The sequence below is a fragment of the Anabaena sp. AL93 genome (genome assembly GCF_001672085.1).
In the GTDB taxonomy this organism is placed as follows: domain Bacteria; phylum Cyanobacteriota; class Cyanobacteriia; order Cyanobacteriales; family Nostocaceae; genus Dolichospermum; species Dolichospermum heterosporum.
Genome location: NZ_LJOU01000075.1, coordinates 15,761 through 31,425 on the forward strand (window position 1 = coordinate 15,761; position 15,665 = coordinate 31,425).

General features: G+C 36.4%; 9 protein-coding genes. 3 read left to right on the forward strand and 6 right to left on the reverse strand.

Going from position 1 to position 15,665, the window contains the following annotated elements; all coding sequences use genetic code 11:
• Window positions 1-248: 248 nt before the first annotated feature.
• Complete coding sequence (locus AN486_RS18655) at window positions 249-806, reverse strand: COP23 domain-containing protein (protein ID WP_081424117.1); 558 nt, start codon at window positions 804-806, stop codon at window positions 249-251.
• 129 nt (window positions 807-935) lie between these two features.
• Here AN486_RS18655 and AN486_RS18660 point away from each other — a divergent pair, with 129 nt between their 5' ends.
• From AN486_RS18660 to AN486_RS18670, 3 genes are read left to right on the forward strand one after another with little or no spacing between them, the layout of a single operon-like run.
• On the forward strand, window positions 936-4,469 hold the full coding sequence (locus AN486_RS18660) for a filamentous hemagglutinin N-terminal domain-containing protein (RefSeq protein WP_290601980.1): 3,534 nt from the start codon (window positions 936-938) through the stop codon (window positions 4,467-4,469).
• The gene (locus AN486_RS18665; protein WP_290601982.1) at window positions 4,459-6,267 is read left to right on the forward strand and encodes a ShlB/FhaC/HecB family hemolysin secretion/activation protein; all 1,809 of its coding nucleotides are present in this window, start codon (window positions 4,459-4,461) and stop codon (window positions 6,265-6,267) included. The genes AN486_RS18660 and AN486_RS18665 overlap by 11 nt, the downstream gene beginning before the upstream one ends.
• Complete coding sequence (locus tag AN486_RS18670; RefSeq protein WP_290601984.1) at window positions 6,219-9,188, forward strand: CHAT domain-containing protein; 2,970 nt, start codon at window positions 6,219-6,221, stop codon at window positions 9,186-9,188. The genes AN486_RS18665 and AN486_RS18670 overlap by 49 nt, the downstream gene beginning before the upstream one ends.
• An 81-nt stretch (window positions 9,189-9,269) precedes the next feature.
• Here the strand turns inward: AN486_RS18670 and AN486_RS18675 are convergent, their stop codons facing one another.
• The 5 genes from AN486_RS18675 to AN486_RS18695 all read right to left on the reverse strand — a co-directional run.
• The gene (locus AN486_RS18675) at window positions 9,270-11,720 is read right to left on the reverse strand and encodes a protein kinase (protein ID WP_168636302.1); all 2,451 of its coding nucleotides are present in this window, start codon (window positions 11,718-11,720) and stop codon (window positions 9,270-9,272) included.
• A 332-nt stretch (window positions 11,721-12,052) separates the two neighbouring features.
• Window positions 12,053-12,928 carry a hypothetical protein gene (locus AN486_RS18680; protein WP_168636303.1) on the reverse strand — a complete coding sequence of 292 codons (876 nt, stop codon included), beginning with the start codon at window positions 12,926-12,928 and terminating at the stop codon, window positions 12,053-12,055.
• A gap of 262 nt (window positions 12,929-13,190) precedes the next feature.
• Window positions 13,191-14,135 (reverse strand): translation elongation factor Ts, encoded by a 945-nt coding sequence (tsf, locus tag AN486_RS18685; RefSeq protein ID WP_053537840.1) that lies wholly within the window; start codon window positions 14,133-14,135, stop codon window positions 13,191-13,193.
• A gap of 221 nt (window positions 14,136-14,356) precedes the next feature.
• Window positions 14,357-15,130: a 30S ribosomal protein S2 gene (rpsB, locus tag AN486_RS18690; protein ID WP_027403785.1), complete on the reverse strand. Its 774-nt coding sequence runs from the start codon at window positions 15,128-15,130 to the stop codon at window positions 14,357-14,359.
• 242 nt (window positions 15,131-15,372) lie between these two features.
• Window positions 15,373-15,665: zinc ribbon domain-containing protein (locus tag AN486_RS18695; protein WP_290601599.1), on the reverse strand; the 293-nt coding region annotated here is incomplete at its 5' end.

A 15,665-nucleotide genomic window follows, 5' to 3' on the forward strand; every position in this document is an offset into this window, starting at 1 on the left:
AATGAATTCTAGAAAGCTCTGCCTTCAATGATAGCAGAGGAAGAGCCTCTGTGATAGCATTCCTAGTCAGAGACTGGGAACGAGATTAACCTACGAAGATGGGTTTTGTCTGTGTATACTTCGCAAAGTCACAATTTGAGCCTTTGCTTAAAGGGGATATATAGATGTAAAAACGCAAGTTATGACCTTCTCAAGTATAACTGTGATTGCTAGTCGCTGAGTAATAAATTAGACTTTTCAACCAAACTCTAAGAAAATATTTTCTGCCAGAATGGTCTTGGTTGAATTTCGGGGTAAAACATTTGTCTGTATCCTTTAACAACATCGCTTAAATCCTTTTGCTTAAATTTAGCTAACTTAGCATCTACAATTTGAGCTAAATTTTTGTCTAAATTTTCCTTAGCTTCTGATTTGACCGAAAACAATTTTTCTCCTGAACCGCAATTACCGTCCACAGCTTTAGCCAAGCAAATTGATATTGGACGATTGGATTGATTGCCATCAACTACTATATTAAAATTTAGTCCTTTATTGTAATATTCGTTGAATTTATTGGCTGCATTGTCACAATCTCCCTTAATATCCTTTGATTCGATATACTTGCTATCCCAGTGAATTAGCGGTATTTTTTTCGTTGTTTTGGAATTATAAGCAAAGGTGGTTCGTTTACCTTCAATTTTGCCACATTGAAATAAGTCTTTACTCGTAGGATTGGACTGACTAAAGGTTGGGGTAGCTGTAAGTGCGATCGCTGTAGGCATCACTACCATCGTCAAACCCATGAACAATGATTTTTTAAGTGTCATATAGCTTATGTAGTGTAACTAAATTGGTATTTATAAGAAATATAGCGAATTATTTGACTATTGTCTACTATTTGTAGTAAATATCAATACTAGTTCTGTTATCGCTATCCTTTGGCTATATAGTATTAAATGAGACTAAATTATTTACCATACTGGGTTGTTGGCTGTCTCCCTTTGTGCTTGCTTGCTGTCACAAACCCCACCAGAGCGCAAATCATTCCCGATCAAACTCTATCAGTTAATTCAGCGGTTACATCTCAAGGAAATACAAAAGTCATTAATGGGGGAACTGTTGCTGGCAGTAATTTATTTCACAGTTTTCAGGAATTTTCGGTTGGTACTGGTGAAAGCGCATATTTTAATAATTCTTTAAATATTCAAAATATAGTCACAAGAGTGACAGGTAAATCAATTTCTAATATTGATGGGTTACTCAAGGCTGATGGTAATGCTAATTTATTTTTACTCAATCCTAACGGAATTATTTTTGGTCGTAATTCTACTCTAGATATAGGCGGTTCTTTTGTAGTAAGTACAGCTAATAGTCTCAAATTTACTGACGGTGGTGAATTTAGTGCTATTAATCCTCAAAGTACATCTCTATTGAGTATAACCATGCCTTTGGGATTGCAATTTCCCGGAATGCCTGCAAGCATTATTAATCGTTCTGCTAATCTGCAAGTATCATCTGGAAAAACCATCGCTTTAGTTGGTGGGGATATTAGCTTAGAAAGTGGTAAATTGGCTGCATCACAGGGACGAGTTGAACTAGGTAGTGTTAGTGGTGAAAGTCTAGTGAGTTTGCATCCCACAGCCAATGGTTGGTCTTTAGGATATGACGGTATAAATAATTTTGGTAACATTCAACTACTAACTGAGTCTAAGGTAAGTGCTGATAATGGTGGGGATATTTCTATTCGAGCCAACGATTTAACAGTGACAAATGGCTCTGCAATCTCAGCAAATACTTCTACTACAGCAAATGGTGGTCAAGTTACTATCCAAGCTAACAAAGTCGAAGTTAGTGGTGCATCGGCAAACGGTCAAATCTTCAGTACAATTGCTGCGACATCAACAGGAAGTGGCAATTCTGGAAACATAGAAATTACAACCAAGAGGTTAATTAGCAAAGACGGTGGTGATGTGTCGGTGAAGACAGTTGATTCAGGGAAGGGAGGAAACCTCACCGTCAATGCTTCTGAGTCCATAGAATTGATTGGGGCTGTATCTATTCCTAATAGTACCATTTTCAGTCGCAGTGGTTTATTTGCTGCTACAGAAGGCATTGGAGATGGTGGCAATATCACAATTAATACTCCTTTATTACAGGTGCGAGATGGAGCGAGGGTATCTGTATCTACACGTGGTGCAGGAAAAGATGGTATCACCGGAGGTAAGGGAGGTCTTTTAACTGTAAATGCAGGAATGATAGACCTCAGTGGTACGAATGCTGATGGTAGATTTACCAGTGGTTTGTTTGCCTTGTCTGGAGAAGAAAGACCCAATATTAAAGAAACTGATGCTACAGGTAATGGGGGAAATATCAAGATTGAAACTAGTCAGTTAAATATTAGCAATGGGGCGCGAGTATCAGTAGCTACAACGAATACAGGTAATGCCGGAAATATTAATATCAAAGCTAATGTTATCGAAGTAACAGGAGTATCAAGTAGCACTGTACCAGCAGATAATCAGGTTTTCAGTACAATTGCTGCGACATCAACAGGAAGTGGCAATTCTGGAAACATAGAAATTACAACCAAGAGGTTAATTACCAGCGACGGTGGTGATGTATCAGTGAAGATGGTTGACTCAGGGAAGGGAGGAAACCTCACAGTTAATGCTTCTGAGTCCATAGAACTGATTGGGGCTGTATCTATTCCTAACAGTATCAACTTCAGTCGCAGTGGTTTATTTGCTGCTACCGAAGGCATTGGAGATGGTGGCAATATCACAATTAATACTCCTTTATTACAGGTGCGAGATGGTGCGCGGGTATCTGTATCTACACGTGGTGCAGGAAAAGACGGTATCACCGGAGGTAAGGGAGGTCTCTTAACTGTAAATGCAGGAATGATAGACCTCAGTGGTACGAATGCTGATGGTAGATTTATCAGTGGTTTGTTTGCTTTGTCTGGAGAAGAAAGACCCAATATTAAAGAAACTGATGCTACAGGTAATGGGGGAAATATCAAGATTGAAACTGGTCAGTTAAATATTAGCAATGGAGCGCGAGTATCCGTAGCTACAGCGAATACAGGTAATGCTGGAAATATTAATATCAAAGCTGATGTTATCGAAGTAACAGGAGTATCAAGTAGCACTGCACCAGCAGATAATCAGGTTTTTAGTACAATTGCTGCGACATCGGATTCAGCTATATCAGGTGGAGGTGGAAATTCTGGGAACATAGATATTACAACCAAGAGGTTAATTGCTAGAGATGGAGGTGATGTCTCAGTAAAGACTATTAACTCAGGGAAGGGTGGCATACTTACAGTAAATGCTTCTGGGTCAATAGAACTAATTGGGGCTGTATCTATTATCAACAGTAAAAACTTCAGTCGTAGTGGTTTGTTTGCCCCTACAGAAGGAACTGGAAGAGGAGGTAGCTTAACGATTAATACCCCTTTGTTGCAGATACGAGATGGGGCAAGAATTTCCGTATCCACTCGTGGTAAGGGTGAAAATGGCATCCCTGGAGGCAAGGGAGGTAACTTGATTGTTAATGCCAAAGAAATTGAACTGAGTGGTATAGGTAAGGTGCAACTGCTTCGCAATGGTCAGACCGAAACACGCACATTTACCAGTGGATTGTTTGCGTTATCTGGAGAGATCAGACCAAATATTGCAGACAATGAAGCTACGGGTGCAGGTGGTAACTTAGAAATTAACACTGACTTGTTAACTGTGCGAGATGGTGCAGAAGTATCAGTAACTGCCAAAGGTGCAGGAATAGCAGGAAACTTAGTTACAAAAGCCAATGGAATTAGATTGCAAGATGGCTCAATTATTGGTGCAACGGTGCAGGGTAGCGGCGCTAACATTACCTTAGAAGTTCGGGATTCTTTGCAACTAAGGGGTAACTCTCAAATCTCCACGACTGCTGGGGAAAATGGGGATGGAGGAAACATCAAAATCACCGCAGATACCCTGGCTATTCTAGAAAATAGTAGCATTAGCGCTGATGCTGGTAGACAAGGTGGTAATGTGCAAATTACAACCAAAGGAATTTTCTCCCTTCCAAATGCGATTACTGCCAGTTCTGCACAGGGAGCGCAATTTAGTGGGAATGTGTTAATAAATACTCCTGATATTCAACCGACTCAAGGGTTAATTGCTCCCCCTGAAAAATTTCTTAGTCCTGAAAATCAGGTAGCTTCAGCTTGTGCTTCGGAAAAAGGACAAAACCGCAGTCAATTTATTATTACTGGACGTGGTGGACTACCACCTGATCCCACAGAACCACTCAGTAGTGAAACGGTGAGGGTAAGTTCATCAAAATTGTCATCAGATCATAATTCTATAACTTCAGTACAGTTACCACAACCGGCGACGGGGTGGGGAGTTAATCACAAAGGTGAACTGATTTTAATTGCTAATACAGCAAATTTACCAGGTCAGAGTTCTCAAATACCCTCTGCTAATTGTCATGTCCATTAAATATCGTAGCCTTGCTTTTTTATCTGAGTTGTTAGTGCTAAATCTGGGATTTTTGGCTGTGGATGGGATATTTTTTTCAGTGCGATCGCAAAATATCCCTCCTACTCAAATTCCAGTTAATCCTACTATCCCTGAACTCCCATCTAAACTTAAACCGTTACTTTCTCCAGAAGAACTCAAGGAAATTTTACCCCCAGATGCCAATAAACCAGAACAAAATTTCGATGTTTCTGGAAGTATTCAGGTTAATAAATTTGAGTTTGTTGGTAATACGAAATCAGTATTTAGTGATAAAAGATTAGCTAAAGAGTTGCAGGAATTTACTAATAAAGATATTACTTTTACGGAATTATTACAAGCTGCTGCTAAAATTACTAATCTTTACGCTGAAGAAGGATATGTTACTTCCGGTGCTTATATTCCAGCACAAACCTTAACAGGTTGTTTGGTGAAACCAGAACAAACTTCTCACAGTTGTGATATCACAATCCAGATTGTTGAAGGAAGTTTAGAAGAAATTCGTATTAGTCGAGATGAGAACAGTAAAAACTTTTTGCATGATAGTTATGTGCGATCGCGTTTGAATTTAGCCACCGGAAAACCTCTAAATATCCGCAATTTAAAACAAGCTTTACAATTTCTACAATTAAATCCTTTAATTAAAAGTCTTTCTGCGGAATTATCTGCGGGGACAATTCCCGGCACTAATTTACTGAAAATTAAAATAGAAGAAGCAAACACTGACAATATTAAAATCATTGCTGATAATAGTAGAAATCCTAGTATTGGCAGTTTTCGGCGCGGTTTAGAAATAGAAGAATCCAACTTAACTGGATTAGGAGATAGTCTGAATCTAGCTTATAATAATACCGATGGTAGCAACGCCATAAATGCCAATTACACCATACCAATTAATCCCCGCAATGGAACTATTGGTTTTAGTTATAGCAACACCGAAAGTACCATCATTGAACACCCATTTGATGAATTAGATATTAAATCAAATTCTCGCAATTTTGAACTTACTTTACGTCAACCCATAATCGAGAAAGCTAATCAAGAATTTAGAGAAGAATTAGCACTTGGTTTCACACTAAATAGAAAGGAAAGTAATAGTTCTCTATTAGGAGTAAACTTTCCTATATCTGTAGGAGCAGACGCACAAGGAAGCACGCGAATTTCTGCATTGCGATTCTTTCAAGAATGGAACCGGAAAAGTTTGCAGCAAGTCTTTATTGCTCGTTCTCAATTTAGTTTAGGTGTGGGAACATTTGGTGCAACAATTAATAATCAAGCACCTGATAGTCGCTCTTTTGCATGGAGAGGACAATTACTATGGTTACACTCACTTGGTTCTCAAACTGATAATCCCAAACTGAAACCAAAAATTTTACTTCGTTCTGATTTACAATTAGCAACTAGATCACTTTTACCTTTGGAGCAATTTACATTAGGTGGTGTTTTCAACGGGCGGGGTTATCGTCAAGATGCTATTTTTAGTGATAATGGATTTTTTAGTTCTGCGGATTTTCAATTACCGATTTACAATACCAATAATGGAGAAAATATTTTACAATTAATTCCATTCATTGATGTTGGAACTACTTGGAATAGCTCTAGTAAACCAAATCCTGATTCTAATACCCTAGCTTCTTTAGGTTTAGGTTTACAGTGGCAAATGGGCGAAAAATTAAAAGCTCGTTTAGATTATGGCATTCCTTTAGTTAAAATTAATTCAATAGATAGAACATGGCAAGACAACGGTGTTTATTTTTCCATGCAGTACAACCTCTTCTAAAACCAATATTTATGTGGAAATATCGTCGCAAATTAACAACATTTTTCTTGGCATTATTAACGCTAATTTCAACCTTGATTTTTCCTATTTTCTCTGCTAATAAAGTGACAGGAACTGAAATAAAAATAAAACCAACTTCGGTTCTTATTTCTCAAGTATCTAATAGCTTGAATTTAGAACAGCAAGGGAAAAAATACTATGATATTGGCAACTTTTCTGAAGCAGCCAAAATCTGGCAACAAGCAGCAGATGCTTATGGTAAAGACGAAGAAGGCAAAAATAGAAATCTTATTAATAAAGCCAAAGCTTTGCAATCCTTGGCTTTGTATCCTGAAACTTGTAGTCAACTATTACAAGTGTTTAATATTGTTGACTTCAAATGTGAGCAGTTAAAGAGTAGTGATAAAAGTATTGATAAAAAAAATATCGAAAAAACTATCAAAAATCTAGAATTACAACCAGATTCTCTAAATAAAGTCATTGGTTTGCGGCTTTTAGGTGAAACATTCCAAAAATTTGGACAATTAGAACTTTCTCAACAACTTTTTTTAGAAATTAGTAAAATAGCAGCACAACAATACCCAGATCAGCAAAGTGCAATATTTATTGGTTTAGGAAATATAGAAAGAGCTATTGGTAATAGAGAGCGAGATAAGTTAAATTATACTTCGCAAATTGAGTTTATTCTTAGTGAACAGTGTAATAATGAATTTAATCTACATGATGAAAATAAAATCAAAAATAAAATCAAATGTACTAACAATGAATATATAGATATAAAATCATATTATGAAGCATTTGGACATTATAATAAAGCTAAAAAAGATTATAACCAAGCAGCAAATAATCATACTAACTCCATAACAGGAATTCAAGCAGAACTAAATCAACTCAGTCTATTATTAGATATACAAGAATGGTGGAATGAACAATTTAATAAAAGTCAAAGATATCAACCATATACTTGGACTGAATTAAAAGATGATCTGAATAATCAAATCGAATATTTATGGAAATCTATTAATTATCATTTAGTTAAATTACCTGAAAGTCCTCAAATAATTCGTGAGTTAGTATACGCAAAGATTAATTTTGCAGAAAGTTTAACTCGGTGGAGAAAAAATACTCAAAACGATAAACTTCCACAAGAACAAGAAATTGCTCAACTTCTATCAACAGCTATTCAAAACGCTCGTACATTTAAAGATCAGCAAGCTGAAGCACTTGCTTTAACTCATCTTGCTAAGTTATACGAACTACAATCACAGAAAGAAAACTTAACAAAAAAAGACAGAGTTGATAACCTTTCTCAAGCGAAAATGTTCACAGAACAAGCTCTAATTCTGTTAAATAATCTGAATTTTGATAATCGGCAAATTCTATATCGTAATAGACACCAATTAGGACGCATTTTAAGAGATTCAGAAAATATTGAAGGAGCATTAACATCTTATGCTGAAGCATGGAATATACTTCAGTCAATGCGAGCAGATTTAGTCAATAGTGCTGATAATCAGTTTTCTTTTCGTCAAAATGTCGAACCCGTGTATCGAGAATTTATTGATTTACTATTGCAAGCTGAGGTAAAAAACATTGATTTCAAAAAATTAAACTTGGTATTAATCAATAATATCACCACAGTATATAGTTCTCAGGAAGAAAAAACTGAAAAAAATATTCCCTTCAACATAGCTCGTTTAGTTATGGAATCGCTGCAATTGGCAGAGTTAGATAACTTCCTCCAAGATCCTTGTTTACCACCAATAGAAAAGTTAGTACAAATTGAAAATATTGATGAAAAAGCAGCAGTTATTTATCCGATTCTTTTGAAAGATAGACTAGAGGTTCTTCTCTTTCAAAAAAATAAATCTCCTTATCATTATTCAGTTATTAAAGATTCGCCAACAGATTTTAATCAAACTATCGAAAAATTCGCAGACCTTATCTATAGTCAAGTTGAGGATGGAAAATTATCTGCTTTGGAACAACAGAATAGAGATAGAAATGAAAAGTTTAATGAGAATAAAGAAGAGCTTCTAAAAGTTTCTCAACAACTATATAAATGGTTAATTGAACCGCTAAAACAAAAAAATCATTTGAACAATGTTGAAGTTGAAACTTTAGTATTTGTACTAGACCGTGTTTTCCAAAACATTCCCTTAGCTGCTCTTCATGATGGTGAAAATTATTTAATTAAAACTTATAATATAGCTACAAGTGTGGGTCAAAAACTCAAAAACTCAAAACGACTTGAACCAAAAAATATAGAGATTTTAGCGGCTGGTTTGAGTAAAGAGGTTTCAGTCCAAGGGAATAAATTTCCTGAACTCAAAGATACAAAAGATGAGTTAGAAAATATTAAAAATTTAAAGAATAAACTCAGAATAAGTCCAAAAATACTTTGTGATGATAAAGAAATTTGTTCCCAAGAATTTACAAAACATAATGTTCAAATAGAGATGAAATCCTCTCCTACTGTAGTACACCTATCAACACACGGTGTTTTCAGTTCTAACCTAGAGCAAACGTTTATTGTAACTAGTGATATTGACGACAACACGATTAAAATAGATGATTTTCAGAATTTACTCAACCCCCAAGGTAAAAGTAGAAACAAAAATATTGAGTTACTGGTTTTAAGTGCTTGTCAAACAGCTTCAGGAGACGAGAAAGCAGCCTTGGGTATGGCTGGGGTAGCTTTGCGTTCCGGTGCAAATAGTACCATTGCTAGTTTATGGCCTGTATCAGCTAAAGGTACAACAGAGTTAATGAAGAAATTCTATGCAAATTTAACTAACTCTGATCCAGAAATGACTAGAGCGAAAGCACTTCGCGAAGCCCAAATTTCTCTCATGGAACAAAATGGATATCAACATCCTTTTTACTGGGCGGCTTTTACCCTTATAGGTAGTTGGCTTTAGCTATATTGAGGAATTAGGGTGATTAGAAAAGAAGTTCTTACACCTCTTCTTTTTTTATTCACAAAACTATCCATATTCATCTTATTTACTTTTAATTTCCTTTAAGAGTTGATCACGAAGTTCTTCCGCCTTTTTTTTTCCAGGCTCAAATTTACTTCTATCATACTTGTCTGCTTTATCAATTGCTTTCTGGAATTCTTTAATAGCTTCTTCTAAAAGTTGTATGGCTTTATTCTTATCTGATGGATTTAATTGTTCGGCTTGGTACATTAAGGTTTCACCTTTATTATATAAGTTTAAAGAACAACCTTTATTCAGGTCTGTTGGAGATTGATGACCTTTATTTTGAGGATAACAACTTAACTGAATAGCCTGTTCAAAAGATGCCTTTGCCCTATCATAATCTTGCAAATCTTTTTGAGCATATCCTAAACAAGACCAACCACTAAAATCATTTTGATTATTATTAGTTGCTTTTTCACAAACACTCTCTGCATCTATATATTTTTTTTGATTATTATAGATTTGTCCTATGCTAACTTGAGGAAGTATATAAGTTTTATCATTTGCTATTTTTTGTGACATATTATAATCTGCGATTGCTTTTGTATATTTTTTTTGACCATTTAGCGCATTTCCTTTTAATAAATAAGCCTCTTTAGATGGACGGATATTGATGGATTTCTGACAATCTATTTCAGCTTCACCATAATTTTCCCGCTCATTTTTTTCCTTACAACTTATCAGCAAAGTCATTTCTGGTGGTTCTGGTCTGTTTAGTTTCCAAACGATATACGCTAAAAATCCTATACTAAATACACTAAAGATGAACAATAATTTCTTATCCTTCTTTAACCATTTCACAATTCCATTTTGAGGTTTGAATCCTCGACCTAAACTCTTCAAATCCTTCAAAACTTCTTGTGCAGATTGATAACGATCTCCTAAATGAAAGCGCACCATTTTAGTTAATATTTTTGCCAATTTAGAGTTAATCTGGATTCCATTCGGCAAGATTACCTCATTACGCGAATCTCTTTTTAAAGATTGAGGATGTACTCCTGTTAAAAGTTGAATAGCTGTCATCCCTAAAGCATAAATATCACTACTGGGTTCTGGTTGATTTTCTTTTTGTTCAAAAGGCATATATCCATCCGTTCCCCCTGGTTGCTTAACTATTTTGTTATTTCTATACTCTAAAGTAAAAATTTCCTTGAATTTAGAAAAATCAATGAGAATAAATTTTTTATCTTCTGTTCGTTGAATTAAGTTAGAAGGCTTAATATCACCGTGAATAATACCTTGTTGATGGATAGGAGACAATAATTCTAAAACATCTGTTAAGAAAGCAGTAATTTCTGATTCATTCCAATGCTTACCTGTTTTAATTTTGTCGCTGAGATTTTCACCGTCTATAAATTCATAAACTAAAGATAAAGTTATTCCCTCTATAAAGTGATCTAATAAATTGGAAACTTGTGGGTAACGATCAAAATTTTGTGTTGATTCAAATAGAGTTTCTAAACGAGATCTTACTTCGTTGAAAATATGTGAATTATTGGTTGTCAGAATAAATTGCTTAACAATACAACGACGGTTTTGTCTAGCACTGCGAGTATCATTTGCTAAATATGTATGACTAAAACCACTACCACCCAAATAGCTAATAATTTTATAGCGTTGAATTAATTCTTGACCCAAGAAAGTTAGTGGTTTTAAATCTACGAGAACATCATTAGCTGTTGAGTAACGTTTTTGTAAACTGACCCGCACCATCTTAGTTAAGATTCTCGCTAAGTTTGGGTTAACGGAAATCAGATTTTTCCATATAACTTTATTATCAGAATCTTCTTCTAAATCTTGAGGACTCACTCCTGTTAAAAGTTGAATTGCTGTCATACCCAAAGCATAGATATCACTGGCAAATTGTGGTCTTCCTGCAAATTGTTCTGGGGGCGTATAACCTAGCGAAAACACAGGTATTGTTGTAACTGTTATGCCATCAGGTTCTAAGGTTAAGGTACTAACTTCTTTAACTGCACCAAAATCAATGAGAAAAATCATTCCATCCTGGTCTCTCTTCATTAAATTTGTTGGTTTTATATCTAAATGTTTAACATTTTTAATATTGTTATGATGAATGTGATTTAATATTTTTAATACCTCATGAAGAATATTAATAACATCCGTTTCCGTGAAAATCTGATTTTTAAAATCCCTACCTTGAATATATTCTTGTACTAAATACAATCTTTGATTTTCTTCAAATTCATCATAAAGTTGTGGTATTTGTGGATGATTTCCTAATACACGCAATATTGCTGCCTCATCGCTGAACATCTTTCTTACGGTATTCCATGTTTTTGGATCTGTAGAATGGTATCTTAGGTATTTTATCACCCGATAAGACCCTGGTAACTGTGTATCTTCTACTAGATATGTCTCACCAAATCCCCCATAACCTATAGGATTTATTATTTTATAACGCCCTTTTATAATTTCCCCATTTTTGTGTTCGTATTGTTGTGGCATATAGGGTAGTGCAAGTTATTGTTAAGTAAGTAATTAATTGCAAGTTTAAATACGAATACATCGAATAGAAGTTGATGTATTTTTAGAAACAAAAAACTCCTTGGCGCTGTTTTGGGAGTCTTTTAACCTATTTTTAGGTTTTAATCAATTTTCTGCATAAATTATACTACACTTATTTATACCATTTTCCAGAATATCAGCATTTTTTACTTTCCATCCGATAAATCCTAAAAACAAGCCCTGGCGATTGTAAATCACGGAACCACACAAACAAAGTCCACCTGCGTGGACTAGATGCGGTTTCCAACCGCCGATTTAATGTTAATAGGACTCTAATCCTCAAACCAACTGGCACGCCAAGCGGCTTCGGCTTCAGCAATTTTCAGTTCTCGTTGCCTTTTTTGATATTCTCGTCCTAGTTTATTCAATTGCATTAAAATGTTGCGAATTCCTTTGCGTTCTGCCAATAGTGTTGCTTCAGCAAATTCTATTTCTCCTAGTCGTAAGTGAATAGCCATAATCTGAGTCAGGCTAGAATCTTCGGAATCTTCCTCGTCACTAATTTCTATCACTAAGTTTAATAGATTGGGAGGACTAGGTATCATATTACTAGAACCCTCTGAGGAAGCAGCAGCAGCGGTGGCTGCGACTAAAATTGGTTCTGGTAGTTTTTTGGGGAGAACTCCGGTTTTTTGGATTAAAATATTAGCTGCTTGTGAGACTTTTTTCAAAGTTTCTTGAATTGCTTCTTCTAAATCTTGTTGCCATTCAACTAGTTCTATGGGATTAGAAGGATCTAAGGCTTTAGGTTGTTGTTCGTTTTCTTCGTTTTCTTCATGTTCTTCGTTTTCTTCATTTTCTTCATTTTCTGCTTCAATGTTCTCTTGTTCTTCAGTTTCTATAACTGCTTCTGTTTGGGTAGCTTCTGGGGGTTGAATATAACTAATTAATTCTTTAGCGGCTTGTTGACTGAACTTACGAATGCCTTGTTGTAATTTTTGCCGCTGATTTAGTGATAAGTTCAGAAATTCATCAGGATATCCCTGGGTACACAGGTAATAACTAGCTAAAATCAATTGTTTTTGTAAGGCTGAACCGAGTATATGTATATATCTAGCATAGGCTAAATTGAGTTCGTAAGCGATCGCACTAATTGCCTCTTTTAAGTCAGTAATATCTTTTTCTATCCGTTCAATTGCTCTAGCCATAAGTTTAAGCTGGTGAGTTGTCAGTTGCTTTATATAGTACAAATATACAGAATTTTGAATAAATAATCATCATATAAAGCACAGGACAGCGTGTTATTTGTTACCTTAAGTTGACACCAGTAAGCACTAATAAACCTCCGCGAACGGTATCCAATCTTGTGGGATGGGCATCCTGCCCGTCCTTGTATTATTAGCAGTCAAGATGCTTGCACCACAAGACATTTTGGGACATTTTTTTATTTAGAAGTCTCTAAGAACAAAATTACTTAGCACCAATTTGGGCAGCAACTTCATCAGCAAAGCTCATTTCTTTCCTTTCAATACCTTCACCGAGTACATAACGCACAAAGCGACTGACTTGAATTCCCTCACCAACTATTTTTTCTACTTGCTTCACCAAGTCTTCTACCGAAATACTTTGATCACGGATAAAAGGTTGATCTAGTAAAGTCATTTCTTTAAGACGCTTTTCAATTCTACCTTGAACAATCTTTTCTTTGATGTTCTCTGGCTTATTACCCAAGTCGTCCTTACCCATTTCGATGTCTTTTTCTTTGGTGACAACTTCGACAGGAATTTGGTCTATGCTAATGTACTCGACGTTAGGACAAGCGGCAACTTGCATTGCAGCATTCCGTGCCAAGTTTTGGAACTCTTCCTTGGTAGAGGCTGCATCGGTTTGAGAATTTAATTTTAATAGTACACCAACACGACCACCAGTATGGATATAGCTATCTACTATTCCTGGTTTGTCAGTGGTAAGAGAGAAATTCACAAAGCGCCGGACTTGAATATTTTCACCAAGAGTTGCAATTGTTTCTTTGATGAATTCATCAACAGTAACACTGGACTTTTCAGTATAGGGTTGAGCCAATAAAGACTCAACAGTATCAGCATTTGCAGCTTGTTTTGCCAGGTTCTTAACTAAGGCTTTGAAAGCTTCATTGCGGGCAACAAAGTCTGTTTGACAGTTTACCTCTATTAGTACACCGACTTGTCCATCAGGTCGAATGTAGGTGTCTACTAGACCTTCTGCGGCAATGCGAGCGCTTCCTTTATCAGCTTTAGCAATACCTTTTTGCCGTAGCCAAGTTGTAGCCGCCTCGACATCACCTTCATTTTCCTTCAGTGCCTTTTTGCAGTCCATCATGCCAGCACCGGTTTTTTGGCGTAGCTCCTGGACGAGTTTTGCAGATATTTCCGCCATATTGCCTCAATTCTTAACTTGACAGATACAAATATTATTCAAGATTATCAGACGATCAGGACTCATTTGAAAATCATTTAAGAGACTTCCAATCAAAAAAATACCCCAATCTTTAGTATAGATTCAGGGGTTTAGCACTGCCAAACCCCTACTTATTTGCCAGACTACTAAAAAATTGGCTAATTTATTCTTTGGTACGCCTTAATCCCGATCACAGATGCTTATGCTTCGTCTTCTGACTCAGTGCTATCACTTTCATCATATTCGTAGTCTTCGTCAGCGTAATCATCGTAGTCTTCTTCCGCTTCTAGCTGACCATGACGACCTTCATAGATAGCATCTGCTAATTTACCGATAATTAGTTTAATGGATCTAATTGCGTCATCGTTGGCTGGGATCGGAATATCTACAACGTCTGGGTCACAGTTGGTATCCAACATGGACACAATCGGAATCCCCAATTTTTCGCATTCTTGAACTGCGTTATATTCCCGCTTCTGGTCAACAATAACCACGATATCGGGAACTTTCCGCATATTTTTAATGCCGCCCAAATATTTTTGTAGCTTCGTCATTTCCCGACGCAGCATGGAGGCTTCTTTTTTGGGTAATAAATCCAGTGCGCCGCTTTCTTCTCTCCGTTCTAAATCTTTGAGACGCTCGGCTCTGGTTTTAATGGTTGCCCAGTTGGTGAGCATTCCACCCAACCAACGTTGGTTAATGTAGTGAGAACCGCAACGGAGTGCTTCTTGGGCAATAATTCCGGCTGCTTGGCGCTTAGTGCCAACAAACAGGAATTTTTTACCTTGCTCTGACTGGGTTCGCATATAGTTATACGCGTTATCCATCAACTGGGCTGTTTGTACCAAGTCAATGATATGTACACCATTTCGAGAGGTGTAGATATAAGGAGCCATTTTGGGGTTCCAACGTCTGGTCTGATGACCAAAGTGAACGCCTGACTCCATCATTTGAGCCAAGGAAACTACTGGCATATTTTGTTACTCCTATTCGGGTTAAACCTCCATCTAGGTGTATTTCTCAATTTAAGAAACACCCGAATTCCCAGATGTGCGGATTTTAGACAACTGTACTAGGGTAACACAAATATGTTGAGTTTGGTGGTGAACTTGGATTTTTTGTAAAAGGTGTACGGTGTACACACAAGCCGATGTACAAAAAGAAAATATATAACAGGTGACAGGTGCTACGCATAATTTAGTATTTATTTTGTGAACTACCCACACTGACCTGACGGTACAGTGTCGGCTTCCTGTCCAACAGAAAGCACAGTAGTAGACTTCTTGCGTCCTCTATTACTGCGACTTATTTCTGGGCGACAGGCTTCTTGATGAAGTTGTTCATGGGGGAAACCCCCAAGACCACACTTCATCGCTTTATCCCCCGTTCCAGAGGTCAAAATTCGTAGTCCCTCATCTCTGAGGTTTATTGCTGCATTAATATCTCTATCATGTCTAGTCTGGCACTTTTCACAAGTCCAGAATCTTATATCAAGTGGCAAACTACCCA